The sequence below is a fragment of the Pseudomonas sp. 13159349 genome (genome assembly GCF_013305685.1).
Classification (GTDB): Bacteria; Pseudomonadota; Gammaproteobacteria; order Pseudomonadales; family Pseudomonadaceae; genus Aquipseudomonas; species Aquipseudomonas asiatica.
The window spans coordinates 3,058,742-3,077,467 of sequence record NZ_CP045553.1 but is presented as its reverse complement, the minus strand read 5'-3'; the positions used below and the strand labels follow the sequence as shown (position 1 = coordinate 3,077,467).

The 18,726-nt window shown below is 64.3% G+C and carries 20 protein-coding genes and 1 pseudogene; 14 read left to right on the top strand and 7 right to left on the bottom strand.

Annotated elements, in window-relative coordinates; genetic code table 11:
• Positions 1 to 126: 126 nt before the first annotated feature.
• Complete coding sequence (locus GEV38_RS14505) at positions 127 to 594, top strand: sterol desaturase family protein (protein ID WP_015270356.1); 468 nt, start codon at positions 127 to 129, stop codon at positions 592 to 594.
• A 35-nt stretch (positions 595 to 629) separates the two neighbouring features.
• Here the strand turns inward: GEV38_RS14505 and GEV38_RS14500 are convergent, their stop codons facing one another.
• Positions 630 to 1,523: a bile acid:sodium symporter family protein gene (locus GEV38_RS14500; protein ID WP_054573280.1), complete on the bottom strand. Its 894-nt coding sequence runs from the start codon at positions 1,521 to 1,523 to the stop codon at positions 630 to 632.
• 184 nt (positions 1,524 to 1,707) lie between these two features.
• On the opposite strand from GEV38_RS14500, the gene GEV38_RS14495 reads away from it, so the two are divergent.
• From GEV38_RS14495 to GEV38_RS14445, 11 genes and pseudogenes are all read left to right on the top strand, one after another.
• Positions 1,708 to 2,571: a Dyp-type peroxidase gene (locus GEV38_RS14495; RefSeq protein WP_013972645.1), complete on the top strand. Its 864-nt coding sequence runs from the start codon at positions 1,708 to 1,710 to the stop codon at positions 2,569 to 2,571.
• A gap of 89 nt (positions 2,572 to 2,660) precedes the next feature.
• Positions 2,661 to 3,569, top strand: a complete 909-nt coding sequence (locus GEV38_RS14490) for an aldo/keto reductase (protein WP_054573281.1) — start codon at positions 2,661 to 2,663, stop codon at positions 3,567 to 3,569.
• A gap of 4 nt (positions 3,570 to 3,573) precedes the next feature.
• A complete protein-coding gene (locus GEV38_RS14485) occupies positions 3,574 to 4,857 on the top strand; it encodes an NTP/NDP exchange transporter (RefSeq protein ID WP_054573282.1) in 1,284 nt (427 codons plus the stop codon).
• A gap of 205 nt (positions 4,858 to 5,062) precedes the next feature.
• Positions 5,063 to 5,182 (top strand): annotated as a pseudogene (locus tag GEV38_RS14480) (general stress protein); the annotation flags it as partial.
• Between the two features lie 60 nt (positions 5,183 to 5,242).
• Positions 5,243 to 5,440, top strand: coding sequence for a hypothetical protein (locus GEV38_RS14475; RefSeq protein ID WP_054573284.1), 198 nt, complete (start codon positions 5,243 to 5,245; stop codon positions 5,438 to 5,440).
• Positions 5,441 to 5,461: 21 nt separating this feature from the next.
• Positions 5,462 to 6,796 (top strand): iron-containing redox enzyme family protein, encoded by a 1,335-nt coding sequence (locus GEV38_RS14470; RefSeq protein ID WP_054573285.1) that lies wholly within the window; start codon positions 5,462 to 5,464, stop codon positions 6,794 to 6,796.
• Entirely contained in the window at positions 6,796 to 7,749 is a 954-nt protein-coding gene (locus tag GEV38_RS14465) for a class I SAM-dependent methyltransferase (protein ID WP_054573286.1), read from the top strand. The genes GEV38_RS14470 and GEV38_RS14465 overlap by 1 nt, the downstream gene beginning before the upstream one ends.
• A gap of 6 nt (positions 7,750 to 7,755) precedes the next feature.
• Positions 7,756 to 8,862: a carboxylate-amine ligase gene (locus GEV38_RS14460; protein WP_054573287.1), complete on the top strand. Its 1,107-nt coding sequence runs from the start codon at positions 7,756 to 7,758 to the stop codon at positions 8,860 to 8,862.
• A 56-nt stretch (positions 8,863 to 8,918) separates the two neighbouring features.
• Positions 8,919 to 9,506, top strand: coding sequence for a nucleoside phosphorylase-like protein (locus GEV38_RS14455; protein WP_015270348.1), 588 nt, complete (start codon positions 8,919 to 8,921; stop codon positions 9,504 to 9,506).
• Positions 9,507 to 9,633: 127 nt separating this feature from the next.
• Positions 9,634 to 10,539 carry an SDR family oxidoreductase gene (locus GEV38_RS14450; protein ID WP_013972638.1) on the top strand — a complete coding sequence of 302 codons (906 nt, stop codon included), beginning with the start codon at positions 9,634 to 9,636 and terminating at the stop codon, positions 10,537 to 10,539.
• Between the two features lie 74 nt (positions 10,540 to 10,613).
• The gene (locus tag GEV38_RS14445) at positions 10,614 to 11,435 is read left to right on the top strand and encodes a Ku protein (RefSeq protein WP_015270347.1); all 822 of its coding nucleotides are present in this window, start codon (positions 10,614 to 10,616) and stop codon (positions 11,433 to 11,435) included.
• A gap of 222 nt (positions 11,436 to 11,657) precedes the next feature.
• Here the strand turns inward: GEV38_RS14445 and GEV38_RS14440 are convergent, their stop codons facing one another.
• Genes GEV38_RS14440 through ligD form a run of 5 tightly spaced genes read right to left on the bottom strand, consistent with a single transcriptional unit; the run spans position 11,658 to position 17,267 of the window.
• The gene (locus GEV38_RS14440; RefSeq protein ID WP_054573288.1) at positions 11,658 to 12,317 is read right to left on the bottom strand and encodes a glycosyltransferase family 2 protein; all 660 of its coding nucleotides are present in this window, start codon (positions 12,315 to 12,317) and stop codon (positions 11,658 to 11,660) included.
• A complete protein-coding gene (locus GEV38_RS14435) occupies positions 12,314 to 12,913 on the bottom strand; it encodes a bifunctional 2-polyprenyl-6-hydroxyphenol methylase/3-demethylubiquinol 3-O-methyltransferase UbiG (protein ID WP_013972635.1) in 600 nt (199 codons plus the stop codon). The genes GEV38_RS14440 and GEV38_RS14435 overlap by 4 nt, the downstream gene beginning before the upstream one ends.
• An 11-nt stretch (positions 12,914 to 12,924) precedes the next feature.
• Complete coding sequence (locus GEV38_RS14430) at positions 12,925 to 13,680, bottom strand: PIG-L deacetylase family protein (RefSeq protein WP_054573289.1); 756 nt, start codon at positions 13,678 to 13,680, stop codon at positions 12,925 to 12,927.
• Positions 13,677 to 14,720: an acyl-CoA dehydrogenase family protein gene (locus GEV38_RS14425; RefSeq protein ID WP_137137481.1), complete on the bottom strand. Its 1,044-nt coding sequence runs from the start codon at positions 14,718 to 14,720 to the stop codon at positions 13,677 to 13,679. Before GEV38_RS14425 ends, GEV38_RS14430 begins: the two co-directional genes overlap by 4 nt.
• Positions 14,721 to 14,774: 54 nt before the next feature.
• Positions 14,775 to 17,267, bottom strand: coding sequence for a DNA ligase D (gene ligD, locus GEV38_RS14420; RefSeq protein WP_054573291.1), 2,493 nt, complete (start codon positions 17,265 to 17,267; stop codon positions 14,775 to 14,777).
• Positions 17,268 to 17,395: 128 nt separating this feature from the next.
• Here ligD and GEV38_RS14415 point away from each other — a divergent pair, with 128 nt between their 5' ends.
• Positions 17,396 to 17,860 (top strand): hypothetical protein, encoded by a 465-nt coding sequence (locus GEV38_RS14415; protein WP_054573292.1) that lies wholly within the window; start codon positions 17,396 to 17,398, stop codon positions 17,858 to 17,860.
• Positions 17,857 to 18,081, top strand: a complete 225-nt coding sequence (locus GEV38_RS14410) for a metallothionein (protein WP_054573293.1) — start codon at positions 17,857 to 17,859, stop codon at positions 18,079 to 18,081. Before GEV38_RS14415 ends, GEV38_RS14410 begins: the two co-directional genes overlap by 4 nt.
• 193 nt (positions 18,082 to 18,274) lie before the next feature.
• Here GEV38_RS14410 and GEV38_RS14405 read toward each other — a convergent pair whose 3' ends face one another.
• The gene (locus GEV38_RS14405; protein WP_054573294.1) at positions 18,275 to 18,703 is read right to left on the bottom strand and encodes a hypothetical protein; all 429 of its coding nucleotides are present in this window, start codon (positions 18,701 to 18,703) and stop codon (positions 18,275 to 18,277) included.
• Positions 18,704 to 18,726 lie beyond the last annotated feature (23 nt).

The following is an 18,726-nucleotide window of genomic DNA, read 5'->3' as shown; positions in this document are numbered from 1 at the left end:
AGCACCTGCGGCTGCAATGGCAGCGCACCGAGCTTACACCTTTCGTCAACCGGTCACGCCTGCATGGAAAAAAACGCGGCCAATCGGTACCCTTGCGCCTTCCCTTGCCATCCCCCGGACCGTTCCATGCTGTTCAATCTCGCCGTACTGTTCGGCACCCTGGTGGCCATGGAGGGCGTTGGCACGCTGGCTCACAAGTACATCATGCATGGCTGGGGCTGGTGGCTGCACCGCTCGCACCATGAGCCGCAACTGGGCATGCTCGAAACCAATGACCTGTACCTGGTGGCCCTGGGGCTGATCGCCACGCTGCTGGTGGCCCTGGGCAAGGGTGGTTTTGCGCCCTTGCAGTGGGTGGGTGGCGGCGTGGCGGGGTACGGCGTGCTGTATGTCGTGGCCCACGACGGGTTCTTTCATCGGCATTGGCCACGCAAGCCACGGCCGGTCAACCGCTACCTCAAGCGCCTGCACCGCGCACACCGGTTGCATCATGCGGTGAAGGGGAGAACGGGGAGTGTGTCGTTCGGGTTCTTCTATGCACCGCCGTTGAAGGTGTTGAAGCAGCAGTTGCGGCACAAGCGCAGCCAGTTGTGACAGGGACTGGCGCCCGCTCCCACAGGGAACTTGCCTCAGTTCACTGTTTCACCCTTGGGCTGCGCCGCCACATGCCCGCGGCTCACCCACCAGCCAAACGCCGCCGCGGTGAAGAACATGATCAGGCTGTAAAGCGCCGCCGGCACTGCCATGGTGGCGTTGTTCAGCAGCGAAGGGCTCAATGCCAGGGCAATCGCCAAGGTGCCGTTATGGATGCCGATCTCCATGCCGATCGCAATCGCCTGGCGCTTGGGAATGTTCAGCAGGCGCGGTACCCAGTAGCCCACGCTCAGGCTCAGCAGGTTGAACAGCAGCGCGGCCAGGCCCACCACCGGCGCGTAGGCAACCACGGTCTGCCAGTCCTTGGCCAGCGCCAGGACGATGGTGAACGCCAGGAACAACGCAGCCACCAGCTTCATCGGCTTCTCCATGCGCGCGGCGAAGGCGGGTGCAAAGCGGCGAACCAGCATGCCCAGCGCCACCGGCAGCAGGACGATGGCAAACACCTGCATCACCTTGGCAAACTGCAGCGGTATGGCCTGGTCCGATGCCATGAACCAGCTCAGCGACAGGTTCACCAGCAGTGGCATGGTCAGGATCGCGATCAGCGAGTTGACTGCCGTCAGGGTGATATTCAATGCCACATCGCCATGGGCCAGGTGGCTGAACAGGTTGGCCGTGGTGCCGCCCGGCGAGGCGGCCAGCAACATCAGCCCCACCGCCAGCGCCGACTCCAGGCCAAACCCGTTGGCGATCAGGAAGCACACCAGCGGCAGCAGCAGGATCTGGCAAACCAGGCCTACCACCACCGGCTTGGGGTACTTCACTATGCGGGCAAAGTCGGCCAGGGTCAGCGATAACCCGAGACCGAGCATGATGATGCCCAGGGCCAGCGGCAGAAAAGCGGTGAGCAAAGGTGAGGCGGTCATGGGCGGTCTCTCGGGCGAAGGATCCGGTGGAGTGTAGGTCGGCCCTGATTGATAGCTAATCGCAAAACGCCAGCCCTTGGTAACCGTTTGTTACCGAGCGCAGCGCCCAGCGAGGCTGTATGCCGCGTTGCAGCAGGCCTGCAGGCGCAGTAGCATTCCTGTTTTTACCGAGGATTAGCCTGTCATGCCGTTCCAGCAAGGTCTGCTTGCCACCCCGGTGCCGGCCCACGCCCGTCACCTGTTCTTCTCCCTGCAGTCGCCCGAGGCCCTGCCTGCCGCCCTGGATGCCTTGCTGCCGCAGGTCGATGGCGAACAGTTGATCCTGGGTGTCGGCGCCCCGCTGGCCAAGGCCCTGGGCCGTGACGTACCTGGCTTGCGCGCCTTCCCCCAGCTGGATGCTGCCGTGGAGAACCCCAGCACCCAACACGCCCTGTGGCTGTGGCTGCGTGGCGACGAGCGCGGTGACCTGCTGCTGCGGGCCCAGGCCCTTGAGCTGGCATTGGCTCCAGCCCTGCGCCTGGCCGACAGCGTCGATGGCTTCCTGCACCGTGGCGGCCATGACCTGACCGGCTATGAGGACGGCACCGAAAACCCCGTGGACGAAGAGGCCGTGCAGGCGGCAATTGGCGCCGATGGCTCCAGCTTTGCCGCGTTCCAGCTGTGGAAGCACGACCTGGAGTACTTCAAGTCGCTGCCCCAGGCTGACCAGGACAACATCATCGGCCGGCGCCTTAGCGACAACGAAGAGCTCGACGACGCCCCCGAGTCCGCCCACGTCAAGCGCACGGCCCAGGAAAGTTTCGAACCAGAAGCGTTCATGGTCCGTCGTTCGGTGGCCTGGGCAGACCAACGGGGCGCTGGCCTGGCCTTCGTGGCCCTGGGCCACAGCTTCGATGCGTTCGAGGTGCAGCTGCGGCGCATGAGCGGTCTGGAGGACGGCATCATCGACGGCCTGTACCGCTTCAGCCGGCCACTGACCGGTGGATACTACTGGTGTCCGCCGATGAGCGAGACGGGTGTCGACCTGAGCCTGTTGCTGCAAGCCTGATCGCTAAACATCCAGATACAGAAACACCGGACGCAGCCGGGGGCAGCGGCTAGCCTTGAAAGTTTCCGCTTCATGACGGGAGCTTTTCCATGTACGCACGTCGTGATGTCCTACGTGCGGGTGCCACCTTGGGCTTGCTGGCCGCCAGCCCCTGGTTGCACGCCGCTGCCCCGGCGGGTTTGCTGACCCGCCAAGTGCCGAGCACCGGTGAAGCGCTGCCGGTGATCGGTGCTGGTACCTCCGGCAGTTTCGAAGTGCAAGCCGGTTCTGCCCAGTACCAGCAGCTGAAAGTTGTACTGCAGGCCTTCTTCGAAGGCGGTGGCCGGGTTATCGACACCTCGCCCAACTACGGCGGCGCCGACAGCATTCTCGGCCAGCTGCTGGAAGAGGGCGGCTGGCACCGGCAATGCTTCATTGCCACCAAGATCGCCGCCGACAGCCGGGCAGACGCCGAAGCGCAATGGGCCGGCAGCCTCGCGAGCCTGCGCACCGACAAGGTCGACTTGCTGCAGATCCACAACCTGCGCGACTGGCAGACCCAGCTGCCTTATGCCCGCGAATTGAAGCAGCAGGGCAAGACCCGCTATGTCGGCATCACCCATTACCTGAACAGTGGCCAGGACGAGGTAGCCCGCATCGTGCGCAGCGAGCCGCTGGATTTCATCCAGATCAACTACTCGGTCAATGCCCCCGACGCCGCCCGCGAACTGCTGCCGCTGTGCCAGGACAAGGGCGTCGCCGTGCTGGTCAACCGGGCGTTCGACGATGGCCGCCTGTTCGCCCGGGTGAAGGACCAGGCCTTGCCCGGCTGGGCCGCAGAGGCGGGTGTCGGCAGCTGGGCGCAGCTGTTTCTCAAGTTCGCCATCAGTCACCCGGCGGTGACCACGGTCATCCCCGCGACCAGCCGACCCGAGCGCCAACTCGACCAGCTCAAGGCCGGGCACGGGCCGTTGCTGACCCAGGCGCAGCAACAGGCGCTGATCAAGCAGTTTGCCTGACACCATGGCAGCCTGGCGGCGGCGCCTGGACCAGGGGCTGAACATCCAGCCCGGCGAAGGGCCAGCGGTGATCGCCGGTTTGCTGCTGTTCTACCTGTTGTTCACTGGCTATTTCATGCTGCGCCCGGTACGCGAAACCATGGGCGTCGCCGGTGGCGTGGACAACCTGCAATGGCTGTTCACCGGCACTTTCATCGCCACCCTGGCGTGCCTGCCGCTGTTTGGCTGGCTGGCCTCCAAGGTGCAGCGCCGACACATCCTGCCCTGGACCTACGGCTTTTTCGCCAGCAACCTGCTGCTGTTCGCCGTGCTGTTTGCCCGCAATCCGGAAGCTTCATGGGCGGCGCGGGCCTTTTACATCTGGCTGTCGGTGTTCAACCTGCTGAGCATATCGCTGGCCTGGAGCGTGCTCGCCGACCTGTTTTCCACCGCACAAGGCAAGCGCCTGTTCGGCCTGCTGGCGGCCGGGGCCAGCCTGGGTGGGCTCAGCGGCCCCATCCTGGGCACGCTGCTGGTAGCGCCGCTGGGCCATGCCGGCTTGCTGGTGCTGGCCGCAGCGCTTCTTTTGGGCAGCATTGGCGCTACGTTGTACCTGCAACGCTGGCGAAAGCTCAACCCTCTACCGGCGCAAGCCGAGCGGGCGGACTCCCGGCCACTGGGCGGCAACCCGTTTGCCGGTGCCACTGCCGTACTGCGCTCGCCCTACCTGCTGGGCATTGCCCTGTTCGTGGTGTTGCTCGCCAGTGTCAGTACCTTCCTGTATTTCGAGCAGGCACGCATCGTCAGCGAAACCTTCACCGACCGTACCCGGCAAACCCAGGTGTTCGGGCTGATCGACAGCGTGGTACAGGCCCTGGCCATCCTCACCCAGGTGTTCCTCACCGGTCGCCTGGCCCGCCGGCTGGGGGTGGGTGTGCTGCTGGTGGCGGTGCCGCTGGTGATGGCTGCGGGCTTCCTGTGGCTGGCACTGGCCCCGGTGTTCGCCGTGTTCGTGGTGGTGATGGTGGTGCGCCGGGCCGGTGAGTACGCGCTGGTGCGGCCGGGGCGGGAGATGCTGTTCACCGTGCTGCCCGCCGAGGACAAGTACAAGGCCAAGAACTTCATCGACACCGTGGTCTACCGCGGCGGTGACGCGCTCAGTGGCTGGGTCAAGCGGGGGCTGGATGTGATGGGCGAGTACCCGCAACTGGCGATGTTGATCGGTACGCTGATGGCTTTGGGCTGGGCGATGACCGGAGGTTTGCTGGGAAAGCGACAGGCACGCCTGGATAGCACATCGCGCGACTGACAGGCGCGCCAAATATGCCGATGCCGCTTATTTAATGCCGCTGGTCAGAACGCTTCGCATTAAACCGAATCCACCGAAATGACCGAACTCCCAACAGGTGTACGGCGGGTAATGCCGTGCATTCCCAAGTCATACGAGGTTTAAGACCATGGCCAACAAAGAGAACAGCCGCACCGGCAACCAGCAAGGCAGCCAGGGTGGCAACAAGAACCCGGGCAACTTTGCCAATGACCGCGAAAAAGCCTCCGAAGCTGGGCGCAAGGGCGGCCAGCAATCCGGTGGTGGCCGTACCAGCGAATCGGACCGCAAGGGCGGCCGTTCGTAAGTGAGCCTGCGCAGTGCCCGGGTGATCGGGCACTGCGATTCTGCACATGAGGAGAACCCCATGCGATTGATCCCTCTGATAGCGCTGGTGGGCACGCTTGGCTTGCTGGGTGGTTGTTTCGACCGGGATGACGACCACCCGGCAAAGGATGCCGACCAAAGCAAACCTTCACTGCAGATGCAGCAACCCGGCGACAAACCCGCTACCCAGCCGGCGTCGGCCCCTGAACCGATGCCCGGGCAGAAACCCAGCCAATAAAACGCGGACAAGGACTACGGCATGACGGTAATGACCCGCAAGACCAGCGCGGTGATACCGGCTTCGGCAAATGGGCCAAGCCTGAAGGAGCGTTACCACAAGCTGCTCGTGAGCCACGACACCACGAGTACAGCCTGGCTGAGCGAACAATTGGCACGCGCGCAGCGTTTGCCGGATGACCTGCCTGCCGATCCTGCTCAGCTGGAAGCCTGGAGCGCTGGCCATGCAAGCCAGGTGGCCGAAGCCTATGCCAGTTACCTCGAACAACGCCGCCAAGGCGCACCTCGGCGCTACTTTGCCAACCGCGCCCAGGCGTTGTGGTTCCTGCAACAAGTGGCGCCCACGAAGGCAGTGGACGGGGCATGGCTGCACAGCACCTTGCGCCACTGGGGCGATCCGCGCTATCACGGCCTGATTCGCACCTACCTGGAAGAACTGGGTGGCGGTGATCCGCGCTGCAACCATGTGCTGATCTACCAACGGCTGTTGAGCCGGCTGGGTTGCCTGGGCCTGACTGAACTGGACGACCAGCGTTACCTGCAAGGTGCCTTGCAGTTGGCGTTGGGGCGCCATGGCGATGATTTTCTTCCCGAGCTGATCGGCTACAACCTGGGCTATGAACAACCACCGTTGCATTTGCTGATTACCACTTATGAACTGGCGGAAGTGGGCATCGATGGCCATTATTTCCAGCTTCATGTGACCATCGACAACGCGGCCAGCGGGCATGCGCATCTGTCCATCCAGGCGCTACGCCAACTCTGCCCGGTCGACGACGCTGGCCAGTTCTACCAGCGGGTGCGCAGCGGGTACCGCTTGAATGACCTGGGGCTTGATACACCCAGCCTGATCAGCAGCTTCGATCTTGAATCCGAGCTGCTGTCGGCATTGGAGCGCAAGCGCAATTTTGGCCAATTCATGCATTCCGACCATTGCCGCTTGCAAAAACGCACGGTCAACCAATGGCTGGCCGAGCCCGGTGCCATGCCCGCGTTTCTGCAAGCCTTGCAGGCACAGGGCTGGATCCGCCGTGGTGAAGCACCCGCCAACAGCCGCTGGTGGGGACTCATCGATGGCCCCTCGGCACCGATGTATGGCGTGTTCACGGCGTATGAAAAACAGCTATGGCACGACTGGATCGCTGCAGGCTTGCAAGCCCGCGGGCGTCGCGTGCTGCCTGGCAGCTGGGAGGTGCAGGTGGAATCGGATGATACGCTCGCGACTCCTGCCCCGGACGCCGATATCCAGACGTTGATCGACACGATGTCCGGTAACCGTCATGCGACACCGGAAGGGTTGCTGGCCACCCGGCGCTACTTGCGTGCTACCGGCCTGAATCAGGAGGTAACCCGCTGATGCTGCTCGATCCACAACAAATCCAGGCTGACCAGGCAATGCTGCAATTGGGCAGGCGCCTGCGCGCCGACGGCTACCGCTTCACCTGCGTCACCCCGGCAACCCATGCTCGCGTGAATGCGCGCCCGCAAGCCGGGCAAGCCAGGACAGTGCGCGATGTGTTCGGCTGGAACCGTCCGTTCCGTTCGTCATTGGTTTCTGCCGATGAGCTGGACCAGATGCGGCGGGCTCAGGTGCTCAAGCAGCACGGAGAACTGCTGATCAGCACCGTGCGCTGGTCCACGATCGACGACCTGCTGCTGCTGCACTCTGCTTACCCCACCGAGGAAACCGACGCAGTGTTTCTCGGCCCCGACAGTTACCGTTTCGCCCAAGTGATTCACGATCACCTGCAACGCACCCCCAAGCGTGTCGAGCATGCCGTGGATATCGGGTGCGGCACGGGTGTCGGCGCCTTGCTGATCGCCCGCGCGGCGCCCCATGCCCATGTCAGCGCCGTGGATATCAACCCGCTCGCGCTGCGTTACACCGCGATCAACGCGGCATTGGCGGGCTTGAGCAATGTTTCCGTGGAACCCAGTGACCTGCTCGACGGCATTACCGGGCTGTTCGACCTAATCGTTGCCAACCCGCCGTACATGCTGGATGCCTGCCAACGTACCTATCGGCATGGCGGTGGTTCGCTCGGCGCGCAGCTTTCGCTGCGTATCGTCGAGCAAGCTTGCGAGCGGCTCGGCTCGGGGGGCTCGCTATTGTTGTATACCGGCGTGGCGATAGTCGAAGGCCGTGATGCCTTGCTCGAAGCCATTCGCCTGCGCCTGGCGGGCCCGGAATGGTCCTGGGTGTATCGGGAAATCGACCCGGACGTGTTTGGCGAGCAACTGAACGAACCCGGTTACGAGCAGGTCGAGCGCATCGCCGCGGTGGTGCTCACAGTCACCCGCAACAGCTGAGGCAGCATGGCCCGACCCTGCACGTTCGGCATTGAGGAAGAATACCTGCTGGTGAACCTGGACACGGGGCAGGTGCCAGCCACACCTTTGCCAGCTGTGCTCGGGCGTTGTCGCAAGGCGCTGGGCCAGCATTTTGCCCAGGAAATGTTCCGCAGCCAGATCGAGGTGGCCTCGCCGGTGTTCGCCAACCTGTTCGAGGCACGCGAGTTCTTCCAGCACAGCCGCCAGCGGCTGAACACAGCGCTGACCGAAGAGGGCATGGGCCTGTACGGCGCGGCAAGCCACCCCAATGCCGCCTGGCTGCGTCAGAAACCTGCTACCCCTGCGCATTACCAGCAACTGTTCGCTGACTACCGGCATGTGGCGCGGCGTAGCCTGCTCAACGGCCTGCATGTTCACGTGGGCGTACCGCCAGGTTGCGACCGCATCCAATTGATCAACCGTGTACTGGGCTGGCTGCCTCTGTTGCTGGTGCTGAGCACGTCATCCCCGCTGTGGGCAGGCCAGTGCACCGGCTACATGAGCTACCGGCGGGTAATTTGCGGGGAGTGGCCGCACATGGGTTTGCCCGAGCCTTTGCCGGACTGGGCAGCCTACGAGCGCTACCGTGCATTGCTGCAACGCACAGGGTCGCTGGCCGCGGATGGCGACTTCTGGTGGGCGATCCGGCCTTCACGGCGCTTCCCGACGGTCGAACTGCGCATCTGCGATGGCTGCCCGCGGCTGGAGGACGCGCTGTGCATCGCCGCGCTATTTCGTCACCTGGTCGAGCACAGCATCGTGTACCGGCACGACTCGTCCGCCTGCAACCGCGAGCAGCGCTGGATCACCCAGGAAAACTACTGGCGCGCCATGCGCCATGGGCGCCAGGGCGAGTTCATTGGCCTGCATGAGCAGCAGCCGGTCACGGCCGCAGGTTGGTTGGCCCAGTTGCAGGAACAGTTGCCGATCGACACTGTAGACGCCGAACGCGCCTTCCTGCATGCACAACGCCTGCTGCGCGATGGCACCCATGCCGACCAGCAGCTGCAATGCCTGGCCCAGGCCAGCGCTGCAGGCTTGGGCAGGGCGCAGGCATTACGAGCCGTGGTGGCCGCCGGGGCTTGCAATTAGCCGGGGTTGACCGAAAATGGCCGCGCCTTTCGCAGCCACCCGGAACCACCTGCGCCATGATGCTGATCAAGCAATTCCCCGACATTTCCCTGGACGACACGTTGTTTGTCTTCGCCCTCGAAGCCGAGGCCGGCGATGTATTCGCTGACGTCAATACCGTGTTTACCGGCATCGGCAAGGTCAATGCCGCCATCGCCCTGACCAAGGCCATTGCCGCGCGCCGGCCCAGGCTGATCGTCAACCTCGGCTCGGCCGGCAGCCAGCGCCATGGCAAGGGCGAGGTGGTGTGCTGCACCCGCTTCGTGCAGCGCGACATGGATGTGACCCCACTGGGCTTCGCCCGTTACCAGACACCTTTGTCGGACATCCCGGTGGTGCTGGAGCATGGGGCGCAAATCCCCGGCCTGGCCCTGGAAACCTGCGGCAGTGGCGACAGCTTCGAGATCAACCATGGCGATGCACCCTATGACGTGGTCGACATGGAAGCCTACGTGCTGGCGCTGATCGCACGCAGCGAAGGCATCCCGTTCGTGTGCCTGAAGTACATTTCCGATGATGCCGGCAGTGATGCGGCGCAGGACTGGGCGGTACAGGTGCACCTGGCTGCCGAGGCCTTCAGGCGGGTGCTGTTTAGCCCGGTGTGACCGCTGGTCGGTGTTTGGGCCAGTCGAAAAAAACCATCGATGAAGGCTCTCCTCGAAAACGGTAGGACGGCCTTCGCGGGCAAGCCCGCGAATGGGCCAACACCGGTACACCAGAGGAGAGGCCCCCATGCCTAACAAACCCCACGACCAGTTCAGCATGCAGAACCCGCTGACCCAGTACCCGCATCCACCATTCCCGGCCCAAGGCCAACCAGCACCGGGGCTGGATGCCAACATGCAGCCCGAGCCAGACCACGGCGAAACCACCTACAAGGGTTTTGGCCGCCTGGCAGGGCGCAAGGCGCTGATCACCGGTGCGGATTCGGGCATCGGCCGTGCAGTGGCCATCGCCTTTGCCCGTGAGGGTGCCGACATTGCCCTCAACTACATGCCCATCGAGCAACCCGATGCCCGCGAAGTCATCAAGCTGATTGAAGCCGAAGGCCGCAAGGTGGTGGCAATTGCCGGTGACCTGAAGGATGAGCAGTTCTGCAAGGAGCTGGTCGACCAGGCCCATGAGCAACTTGGCGGGCTGGACATCCTGGTCAACGTCGCCGGCAAGCAGGAAGCGCGCAAGGACATCAGCCAGATCAGCCACGAGCAGTTCGACCACACCCTGAAAACCAACGTCTACGCGCTGTTCTGGCTGTGCCAGGCGGCCGTGCCGCTGATGCCGGCGGGGGCGACCATCATCAACACCGCCTCGATCCAGTCCTACCAGCCTTCGGCCACCTTGCTCGACTATGCCACCACCAAGGCCGCGATCGTCGCCTTCACCAAGGCCTTGGCCAAGCAGGTGATCGAGCGCGGCATCAGGGTCAATGCCGTGGCCCCGGGGCCCATCTGGACCGTGTTGCAGCCCAGTGGCGGCCAACCGCCGGAGAAAATCCCCGAGTTCGGCGCACAAACGCCGATGAAGCGACCGGGGCAACCCGCCGAGTGTGCGCCGGTGTATGTGTTGCTGGCCAGCCAGGAGTCCAGCTACATCACCGGCGAGGTGTTCGGCGTGACCGGCGGCAACCCGCTGCCGTAGGGCGGGGCGGCTAAACCTTCGCCGCCGGTTGCAGTCGATTCAGGTATTGGCAGGCAACCCTGGGAGCACCTTCAATGGCTAGGGCAATCTGGAAAGGCGCCATCAGTTTCGGTCTCGTGCATATCCCCGTGGCCCTCAATACCGCGGTGCGCACCGAGCGGGTCGATTTCGACTGGCTCGACAAGCGCAGCATGGAGCCGGTCGGCTACAAGCGGGTGAACAAGGTCACTGGCAAGGAAATCGACAAGGACAACATCGTCAAGGGCGTCGAGTTCGAGAAGGGCCGCTATGTGGTGATCAGCGAGGAGGAAATCCGCAAGGCCCGGCCCGAGGCGACCCAGACGATCGATATCTTCTCCTTCGTGGAGGCTGGCGAGATCCCGCTGCAGCACTTCGACACGCCGTATTACCTTACCCCCGACCGCCGTGGCGGCAAGGTATACGCCTTGCTGCGCGAAACCCTGGCGAAGACCGGCAAGGTGGCGCTGGCCACGGTAGTGCTGCACACCCGCCAGCACCTGGCGTTGTTGCGGCCGCTGGATGATGCGCTGGTGATGATCACCTTGCGCTGGCCCGAAGAAGTGCGCGGGCTGGAAACGCTGGAGCTGGACAGCAGCGTCACCGAGGCCAAGGTGGACAAGCGCGAACTGGACATGGCCAAGCGGTTGGTCGAAGACATGAGCGGGCAGTGGAAGCCTGCGGATTACCACGATGCCTTCCGCCAGACCATCATGGACCTGGTGGAAGAAAAGGCCAGCAAGGGCAAGATCGAGACCGTGGAGAAGGGCGAGGCGACGGAAGCAGGGAAAGGCGCAGACATCCTCGACCTCACCGAACTGCTCAAGCGCAGCCTCGGTGGCAAGAAGCCGGCGAAGAAGACACGCAAGGCGTCGTGATTCCGTTGCGCTTGCACTGGGTGGGAAATTGCCCAGCCCTTTGGGGCCGCGCTGTCGCGCGGAGAACAAATATCGCTCGTTTGAAGCGTCCTTTGTAGGAGCAGCCTTGTGCTGCGAAGAGGCCGGTACAAGCAATAGAAAGGCTTTGTCAGGACCGGCCTCTTCGCAGCACAAGGCTGCTCCTACAGAAACTGCTGAACCAAGAGTCAAACACAAGCCTCATCAAACCTGTGTCTGCAACCCCGCCAGATAATCACCAAACCCTTCGCGGGCGCGGCTGTCGCGCCGGCTGCTGGTGGCCACGCTGTGCCTGGCGGTCCATACGATCTGCGCACCACTGGCCTGCAGGTCGCTGACCAGTTGCACATCCTCATGCGCCGCCAGTGGCTGGAAGCCGCCCACACGATCATAGGCGTCGGCACACACACCCAGATTGGCCCCATGCACATGCCGATGCCCCTCATGTGCCTGGTAACGGCTGTGGTACAGCTTGCGCAAGGCCGCTGTCTGCCAGGGTTGCCAGTGCTCGACATGCACCGTGCCGCATACGACCTCGGCATCACAGGCCAGTTGCGAAAGCAGCCAATGTTCCGGCACACGGCTGTCGGCATCGGTGAACGCCAGCCATTTCGCGCCGCGCTCGACCATGTGTGCCGCGCCCACCCGGCGGGCCAAGCCTACATTGCCGGCATCCACCGACAGCATCTGCACACCGTAGCGCCTTGCCACAGCGGCACTGCCATCACTGCAGCGGTCCAGTACCACCAGTACCTCGACCCGTTGCCCGGACTGCCGAGCCTGAAGGGCAGCAGCCTGCATTGCGCGCAGGCACCGCCCCAGGTGTCGCGCCTCGTTGTGCGCCGGAATGACCACGCCAATCATGGGCAGGTCTCGTCCAGGTCGACCACGCTGGGCTGAGAGGACCAGTACTCCAGCAAGAAGTCCGCCTCGTCATGCTGGAACTGCAGATACAGCGGAAGGTGCCGGGCTAGCATGCGGTGCACTTCACGCCCGTCCTGCGGGCAGCCGGCGATGGGATGCTTCCAGTGGCAGGCCAGCAGCCCGCCGTCGTAGGTCAGGCTGGCCACTGACTGTTCGATCACCTGCAACCAGTCGGTCGGGTCGAGGTAGTAACCCACCTCGCTCAGCACGATCAGGTCGAAACGCCCACCTGGCCAGTCCGCCGGCAGCCGCGCCAGCTCCACCGAGACATTGCGCAGCCCAGCCAAGCGTTCACCGGCCAGCGCTACCGCAGTAGGGTCCAGGTCCTGACACACCAGGTTGGCACAACGCTCGGCCAGCAAGGCGCTGAGCTCGCCATTGGCGCAAGCGGGCTCGAACACGCGCTGGTAGCACTGGCGCGGCAGGCAGGCCATGACCAGCTCGCGCTTGCGCTTTTCGTACCAGCGGGTGCGAAAGGCCCAAGGGTCTTCACTGGTGGCGTATAGGTCGGCGAAATACTGTGGGTCGAGGCTCATGACAACTCCATTTACAGGAACACCAGTTCGAAAGGTTGCAGCAGACAATCCAGCAAGTTCGGCGGCAGTACGGACGGGCGCTGGCCGTCCGGTTCGAGTTGGCTGACATGGGCGGCCAGGGCCTTGCGCTTGAGGGCCAGGCGGGCCTCGTCCAGCTGAATGCGGTGGGCACGCGGCCACGGCAGACGCGGGTCGTCCGGTCGTGCCCAGTGCCACGCCCACACAGGTACCTCCAGGCATTGCACCTTGCGCATCCGGGCCGCCTGCGCGGCAGCCCGGCCTACTGCTTCGTGGTCACAGTGGCCATCGCCGCTCCAGGTAGCCATCAGCAGGTCGTCAGGCCTGAGCAACTGGCTCAGGTGGTTGAGCAGAAACGCCTCGTCACGTGGCAACGCGCCGTCCTTGAGGTGGAGCCGCCGCCAGTCCAGGCGGCCGAGGTCGAGGTCAAGCTGTTGCAGGGCATGGCGGCTCTCCAGTGGCCTTTGCCGGCGCAGGCGGTGTTCGCTCCAGTGGGTAGAGCCGGGGTGACTGGCTTCACCATCGGTGGCGGAAATCAGCACCAGGTCGTCTTCCCGGCCGTGGAAGCCCGCCAGCAGCCCACCGGCCATGAGAATCTCGTCATCGGGGTGCGGTGCCAGCAGCACCAGGCGGCGGCCCGGCGGGCACAATTGCTGAGGGGTGATCCAGGTGGCCCTGGCCAGGTGCGCGGCCTGCTGCCAGTCCGCCCACGGTGTACCGCTGTTCGCCCGGATCAGGTTCTCGCTCATAGTTGCCAGACTCCCGCCGGCTGTTTTGCCAACTGTTCCCCGAGCGCCGCCAAGTCGCGCTCGGCATGGCTCTGGCGCAGGAACACCGGCAAGTCGGCACTCAGCCGGGCAAAGTGGTTGTCACGGCAGAAAGGAGTGGCGCCCAGCGCACGGCCAACGTGGTGGATCACCTGTTCAACGGCCTGTTCGACCTGGGCGCGGGTGCGGCGCACTTCGAAGCTGGCGTCTGCGCCTGGCTGGCGGTCGATCCATGCCGCGCATTCGCGCAGTGCCGCCCTGGCGCCGTACAAGGCGGCATCGACCGCGCCCAGGTGAGCATCGGCATGTGGGTCGGGGCGGGGGTTGCGGCAGTGTTCGCGCAGGTAATCGGCCAATGCCTCGGCGGCGCCGTACCAGCAGGCTGCAATGCCAGCACCGCCATGCCAGAAGCCGGGGCGTGACAGGTATTGCCCGGGGCGGCCGATGGCGATGCCAGGGGTGTGGTTGAACTCGACTTCGACACTGGCGGTGGTGGCCATGCCGATGGCCTGCCAGCGGTCTATGGCAAGGTCCTGGCTGGGATGGGACAGTTCGATGGCCACCAGCTGGGGCTGGCCGTGCTGGTCCCAGGCCGTGACCAGCGCCCGGTCGATCTGCAGTGCGCCCGAACACCAGGCCTTGCGACCCTCCAGGCGGACCTGGTCGCCATCACGGGCGACAATGCAGGCGCGGGCATCCGGCGGTTCGGCGGCCCACACGCCCCATATACCCTCGGCAGCGTGGTGTGCAGCCGCGCATTCGGCAAGGATCGCCAACGCGTCGGTGTGGCCCTCGTACAGCTTGGCCAAGGCCAGGTCACAGCCTGCCACCCGGGCCAGGGTTTGCCAGCGCCGTAGCGTATTGCCCTGGCCGGGCAGGGGCAGCAGGTCGAGGTGGTCGGCTTGCAGTGCCTGAATCAGCTGCGGCAACTGGGTATCGAGGTTGAGCGGTTGCTGCCGCTCGCCGAAGGCTCGCAACAGGCGATCGAGGTTGGTCAGGTCAAAATCCTGGACAATGCTCATGGGCTCGGCTCCTTGGTGAGGCATTGCGGGCGTAGCGCTGAAGGCAAGTCGTCATCAGGCCAGCCCCAGCTGCTTGCGCATGCCCACGGTGATCGATTGCCTGGTCTTGCCATAATCGGCCCAGGGGTCGTCCACGTCGGCCAGTCGTTCAAGCACGTTGCCGATGTTCCACTGGTTGGCGCCCTTGAGTTGCGGCAGTTCCTCGCGCCAGATCGGCACGGATACCGGCAGGCCTTCGCGGGCGCGCAGGGTATACGCGCAGGCGGTGGTAGCCCCCTTGCCGTTGCGCAGGTAGTCGATGAAGATGCGCCCGATGCGATTTTTGGGCCCGGACACGGCACTGAGCCTGTCGGGGAACAACCTGGCCAGGTAATCGACGATGCCGTGGCTGAATGCCTTGACCTCATCCCAGCTGGCACGCCGGGTCATGGGCACTACCAGGTGCATGCCTTTGCCGCCACTGGTCTTGAGAAACACCTTCAGGCCCAGTTCATCCAGCAAGGTGAGGGCCAGTTGGGTGGCTTCCAGCATGGCCTTCCACGGCAGCGCCGGGTCCGGGTCAAGGTCGAGGACGAAGCGGTCGGGCTTGTCGAAGTCCTTGTCGGTGGCGTTCCAGGTGTGCAGTTCGAGCATGTTCATCTGCACTGCGCCGATCAAGGTGTCGGCGCGATTGATGACCATCGCCGCCTGGCCGGCCTCGGCCTTGTCATAGCTGAGCACGTTGGGCAGATGCAACTGGCCGGCGTTCTTCTGGAAGAACAGCTCCCCGGCCAGCCCGTCCGGTGCACGTACCAGCGCCACCGGGCGATTCTTGAGCTGGGGCAGTATCCATTGGCTGACTGCGGCGTAGTACTCGGCGACCTCGCGCTTGGTAACGCCGCTGGTGGCGTCGACCACCCGCTCGGGGTGGGTCAGGCGCAGCTCGCCCAAAGCCTCGGGGGCCTTGGCCTGCTTGCGCTTGGGCAGGGTCTTGGCGGGCATGCTGCGCTCCAGGTCGATGGCGGTAGCCGGTTTGTCATCGCGCAGGCCGTGGAACACCGAGTGGCGCACGATGCCGTCACGGGTCATCTGGGCATAGGCGACTTCGGCCAGCAGTTGCGGTTTCAGCCAGTGCACGCCCCGGGCTTCGGCCCCGGTGGGCGGGTTGGGCAGGGCCGGCTTGGCGGTTTCCAATGGTTTGAGCCGGGCATGGATGCTGGCCAGCGTGGTTGCACTGAAGCCGGTGCCGACCTTGCCGGCATAGCGCAACTCGCCGCTGTCGTTGTCGTGCAAGGCCAGCAGCAGGGCACCAAAGCCGCTGCGGCTGCCTTTGGGGTCGGTGTAGCCGACGATCACGAACTCCTGGCGCTGCTTGCACTTGAGCTTGATCCAGTCGGGGCTGCGGCGGCCGCTGTAGGGGCTGTCGACGCGCTTGCCGATCAGGCCCTCGAGTTGCAGCCGGCAGGCGCTGTCGAGCAGGGATTCGACCGGCTGGTCAAAGTCGGCGGAGTACTTGAGTACGTCCGATTCGTTGTGTTCCAGCAAGCGCTGCAAGGTGTCGCGCCGGTCCTGCAGCGGTAATTGGCGCAGGTCCTGGCCGCCCAGGAAGGGCAAGTCGAACAGGTAATAGGTGATGTGCTCGTCATGCTCGGTGTCGAAAGCGTTCTGCAGCGCCTGGAAGTCCGCCGCGCCGTTTTCGCCAGCCACCACCACCTCGCCATCGAGCCAGGCCGAATCGAGGCCCAGCGCACGCAAAGCGGCAACCTGCCTGGGCATCTTGCCGCTCCAGTCATGGCCATTGCGGGTGAACAGGCGCACGTCATCACCGTCGATGCGGGCAAGGATGCGGTAACCGTCGAACTTGACCTCGTAGCGCCAGTCGCCACTGGGCGGGGAGTCGACCAAGGTCGCCAGTTGTGGCTGCAGCTGCGCCGGCAACGGCACCTTCCGGCCTTTGCTGGCGGCTTTGCGACGTGGCGCGGCGGCCTTTTTTGCTGTCGGCTTGCGCGGCACCAGCGTGCGGTCGCTGAGCACGCTGTCGGGCTGGGCGTCGACGATGCTGTAGTCGGCTTCGCTGCGCGCCAGGCCGTCGTGCGACTTGACCAGCATCCACTGCTCCTTCTTGCCGGCCAGGTGGGTGCGGAACAGGTTCCATACACCGCCGAGCTTTTCGCCTTGCAGGCGGAAACGCAGTTTGCCCTTGGCATAGGCCTCATGCGCATCACCTTCGGGCTCCCAGATGCCCCGGTCCCAGACGATCACGTCGCCCGCGCCGTAATGCCCTTCGGGGATATGGCCTTCGAAGTCGGCGTAGTCCAGCGGGTGGTCCTCCACGTGCACGGCCAGGCGGCGCACCTTGGGGTCCAGCGACGGCCCTTTGGGGATGGCCCAGCTTTTCAGCGTGCCATCGAGTTCCAGGCGGAAGTCGTAGTGCAGGTGGCTGGCATCGTGCTTCTGGATGCAGAACTGCAGCGCGTGAGCCCGTTTGCCACGGCTGCGCTTGCCGCTGGGCTCGGGCGTGGCATTGAAGTCGCGCTTGCGCGCATATTCCTGCAGGGGCTTGGCCATGGCGGGCTCCGGGCGGTTCGCAGTCTCTAATCTCGGAGGCAGCGGCCCGGGCGGTAGTTCAAAAAAACTCTGAATCTTCCAGCAGCAGGTGCAGTCGACCGAATGAAGCCACCTGACGGAGAACGCACATGGCCCGAACAGATGAACCGAAGCCCTATACCCCCACTGAAATCGACGATACCGAAGACCGCATGGGCAGCGTGCATGAACTGGACTTCGACGAGCGCCTGGACGAGCGCGAGGGGCGTGCGGGTGACGAGCGACCGGCCGCGGACGTGGCCCGCGAGTTCCCACCGCGGCGCGTTGCCGAAAGCGGCATGACTGGCGGCGAGGCGTTGAGCGACAGCCTGCACGAGGACAACGTCACCTACGACGACCTTAGCCCGGACACTTTGCTGGACGAGACCGGCGCCCGTGACCCGCACGAACCCGGTGGCAGCGGTGGCCCTGCAGACAAGACCCTTAGGCGGGTAGAGGCCAATGAGATTGGCGGCGGCATAGGCCTGGACGAAGCCGAACTGGCCCGCTCCGCACCGCTTGATGGCGAACCGTGGACCGATGATGTGATCGATGACGAGGAGAGCAAGCCATGAACGAGTTGCGTTGTGCCTGTGCAGATTGTTCCTGCACCGTGGATGCCAATGCCTTGCAGCTCGAAGGCAAGGTGTATTGCTGCGAGGCCTGTGCCAGCGGGCATCGCAATGGCGAACCGTGCCGGATGCCGGATTGCCACTGTGGGGGAAAAACCAAGGAAAGCGCCGTGGACAATGCGCTGGACGAGACTTTTCCGGCGAGTGACCCGATTTCGCCCTGAAACATCGCCGTCCCATAGCTTCTGCATAGGTCTATGGGGCTGTGATGATCCTGTAGGAGCGGCCTTGTGTCGCGAACGGGCCGCGAGGCGGCCCCAGAATTTCAGCTTCGCACGGAAAATTGCCGGGGCCGCTTTGCGGCCCTTTCGCGACACAAGGCCGCTCCTACACAAAGCAGCGCGCAGGCCCGCAGAATCAGTGAGTCTGCCAGATACCATTGCTACGCTCGCAATCGGTGCGGGCCTGGCCCAGGCTGGGGGTGTCGTAGTAGTAGGTGATCACCCGTGCATCCTTGGGCAACGCCGGCTTGTCACCGCCAGTTGCCTTTGGGTTGGCCAATGCTTCCTGGGTCAACGGTGCGATGCAACTACCAACGCTGCCATCCGCACAGCGCGCGACCTTGTGCTTTTCGCTGTTGAGCATGTCCTTGCTCTCATTGCTGCACGACCAGTTGATCGCTTCGGCGGGCAGGTTGCTGTAGCTGTAGCAGCTGTGTCGCTCCACCGGCGTTACCGCCTCGCTGGAGGAACGGGTGAGCACGTTGCAGGCTTCGGCCAGGGCCTGGCCGCTGAGCAGGCTGGCCATCATCAGTATCAACATCGGCTTCAAGACAGCGCCACGCATTTGCCACCTCCCGGGCCAATGGC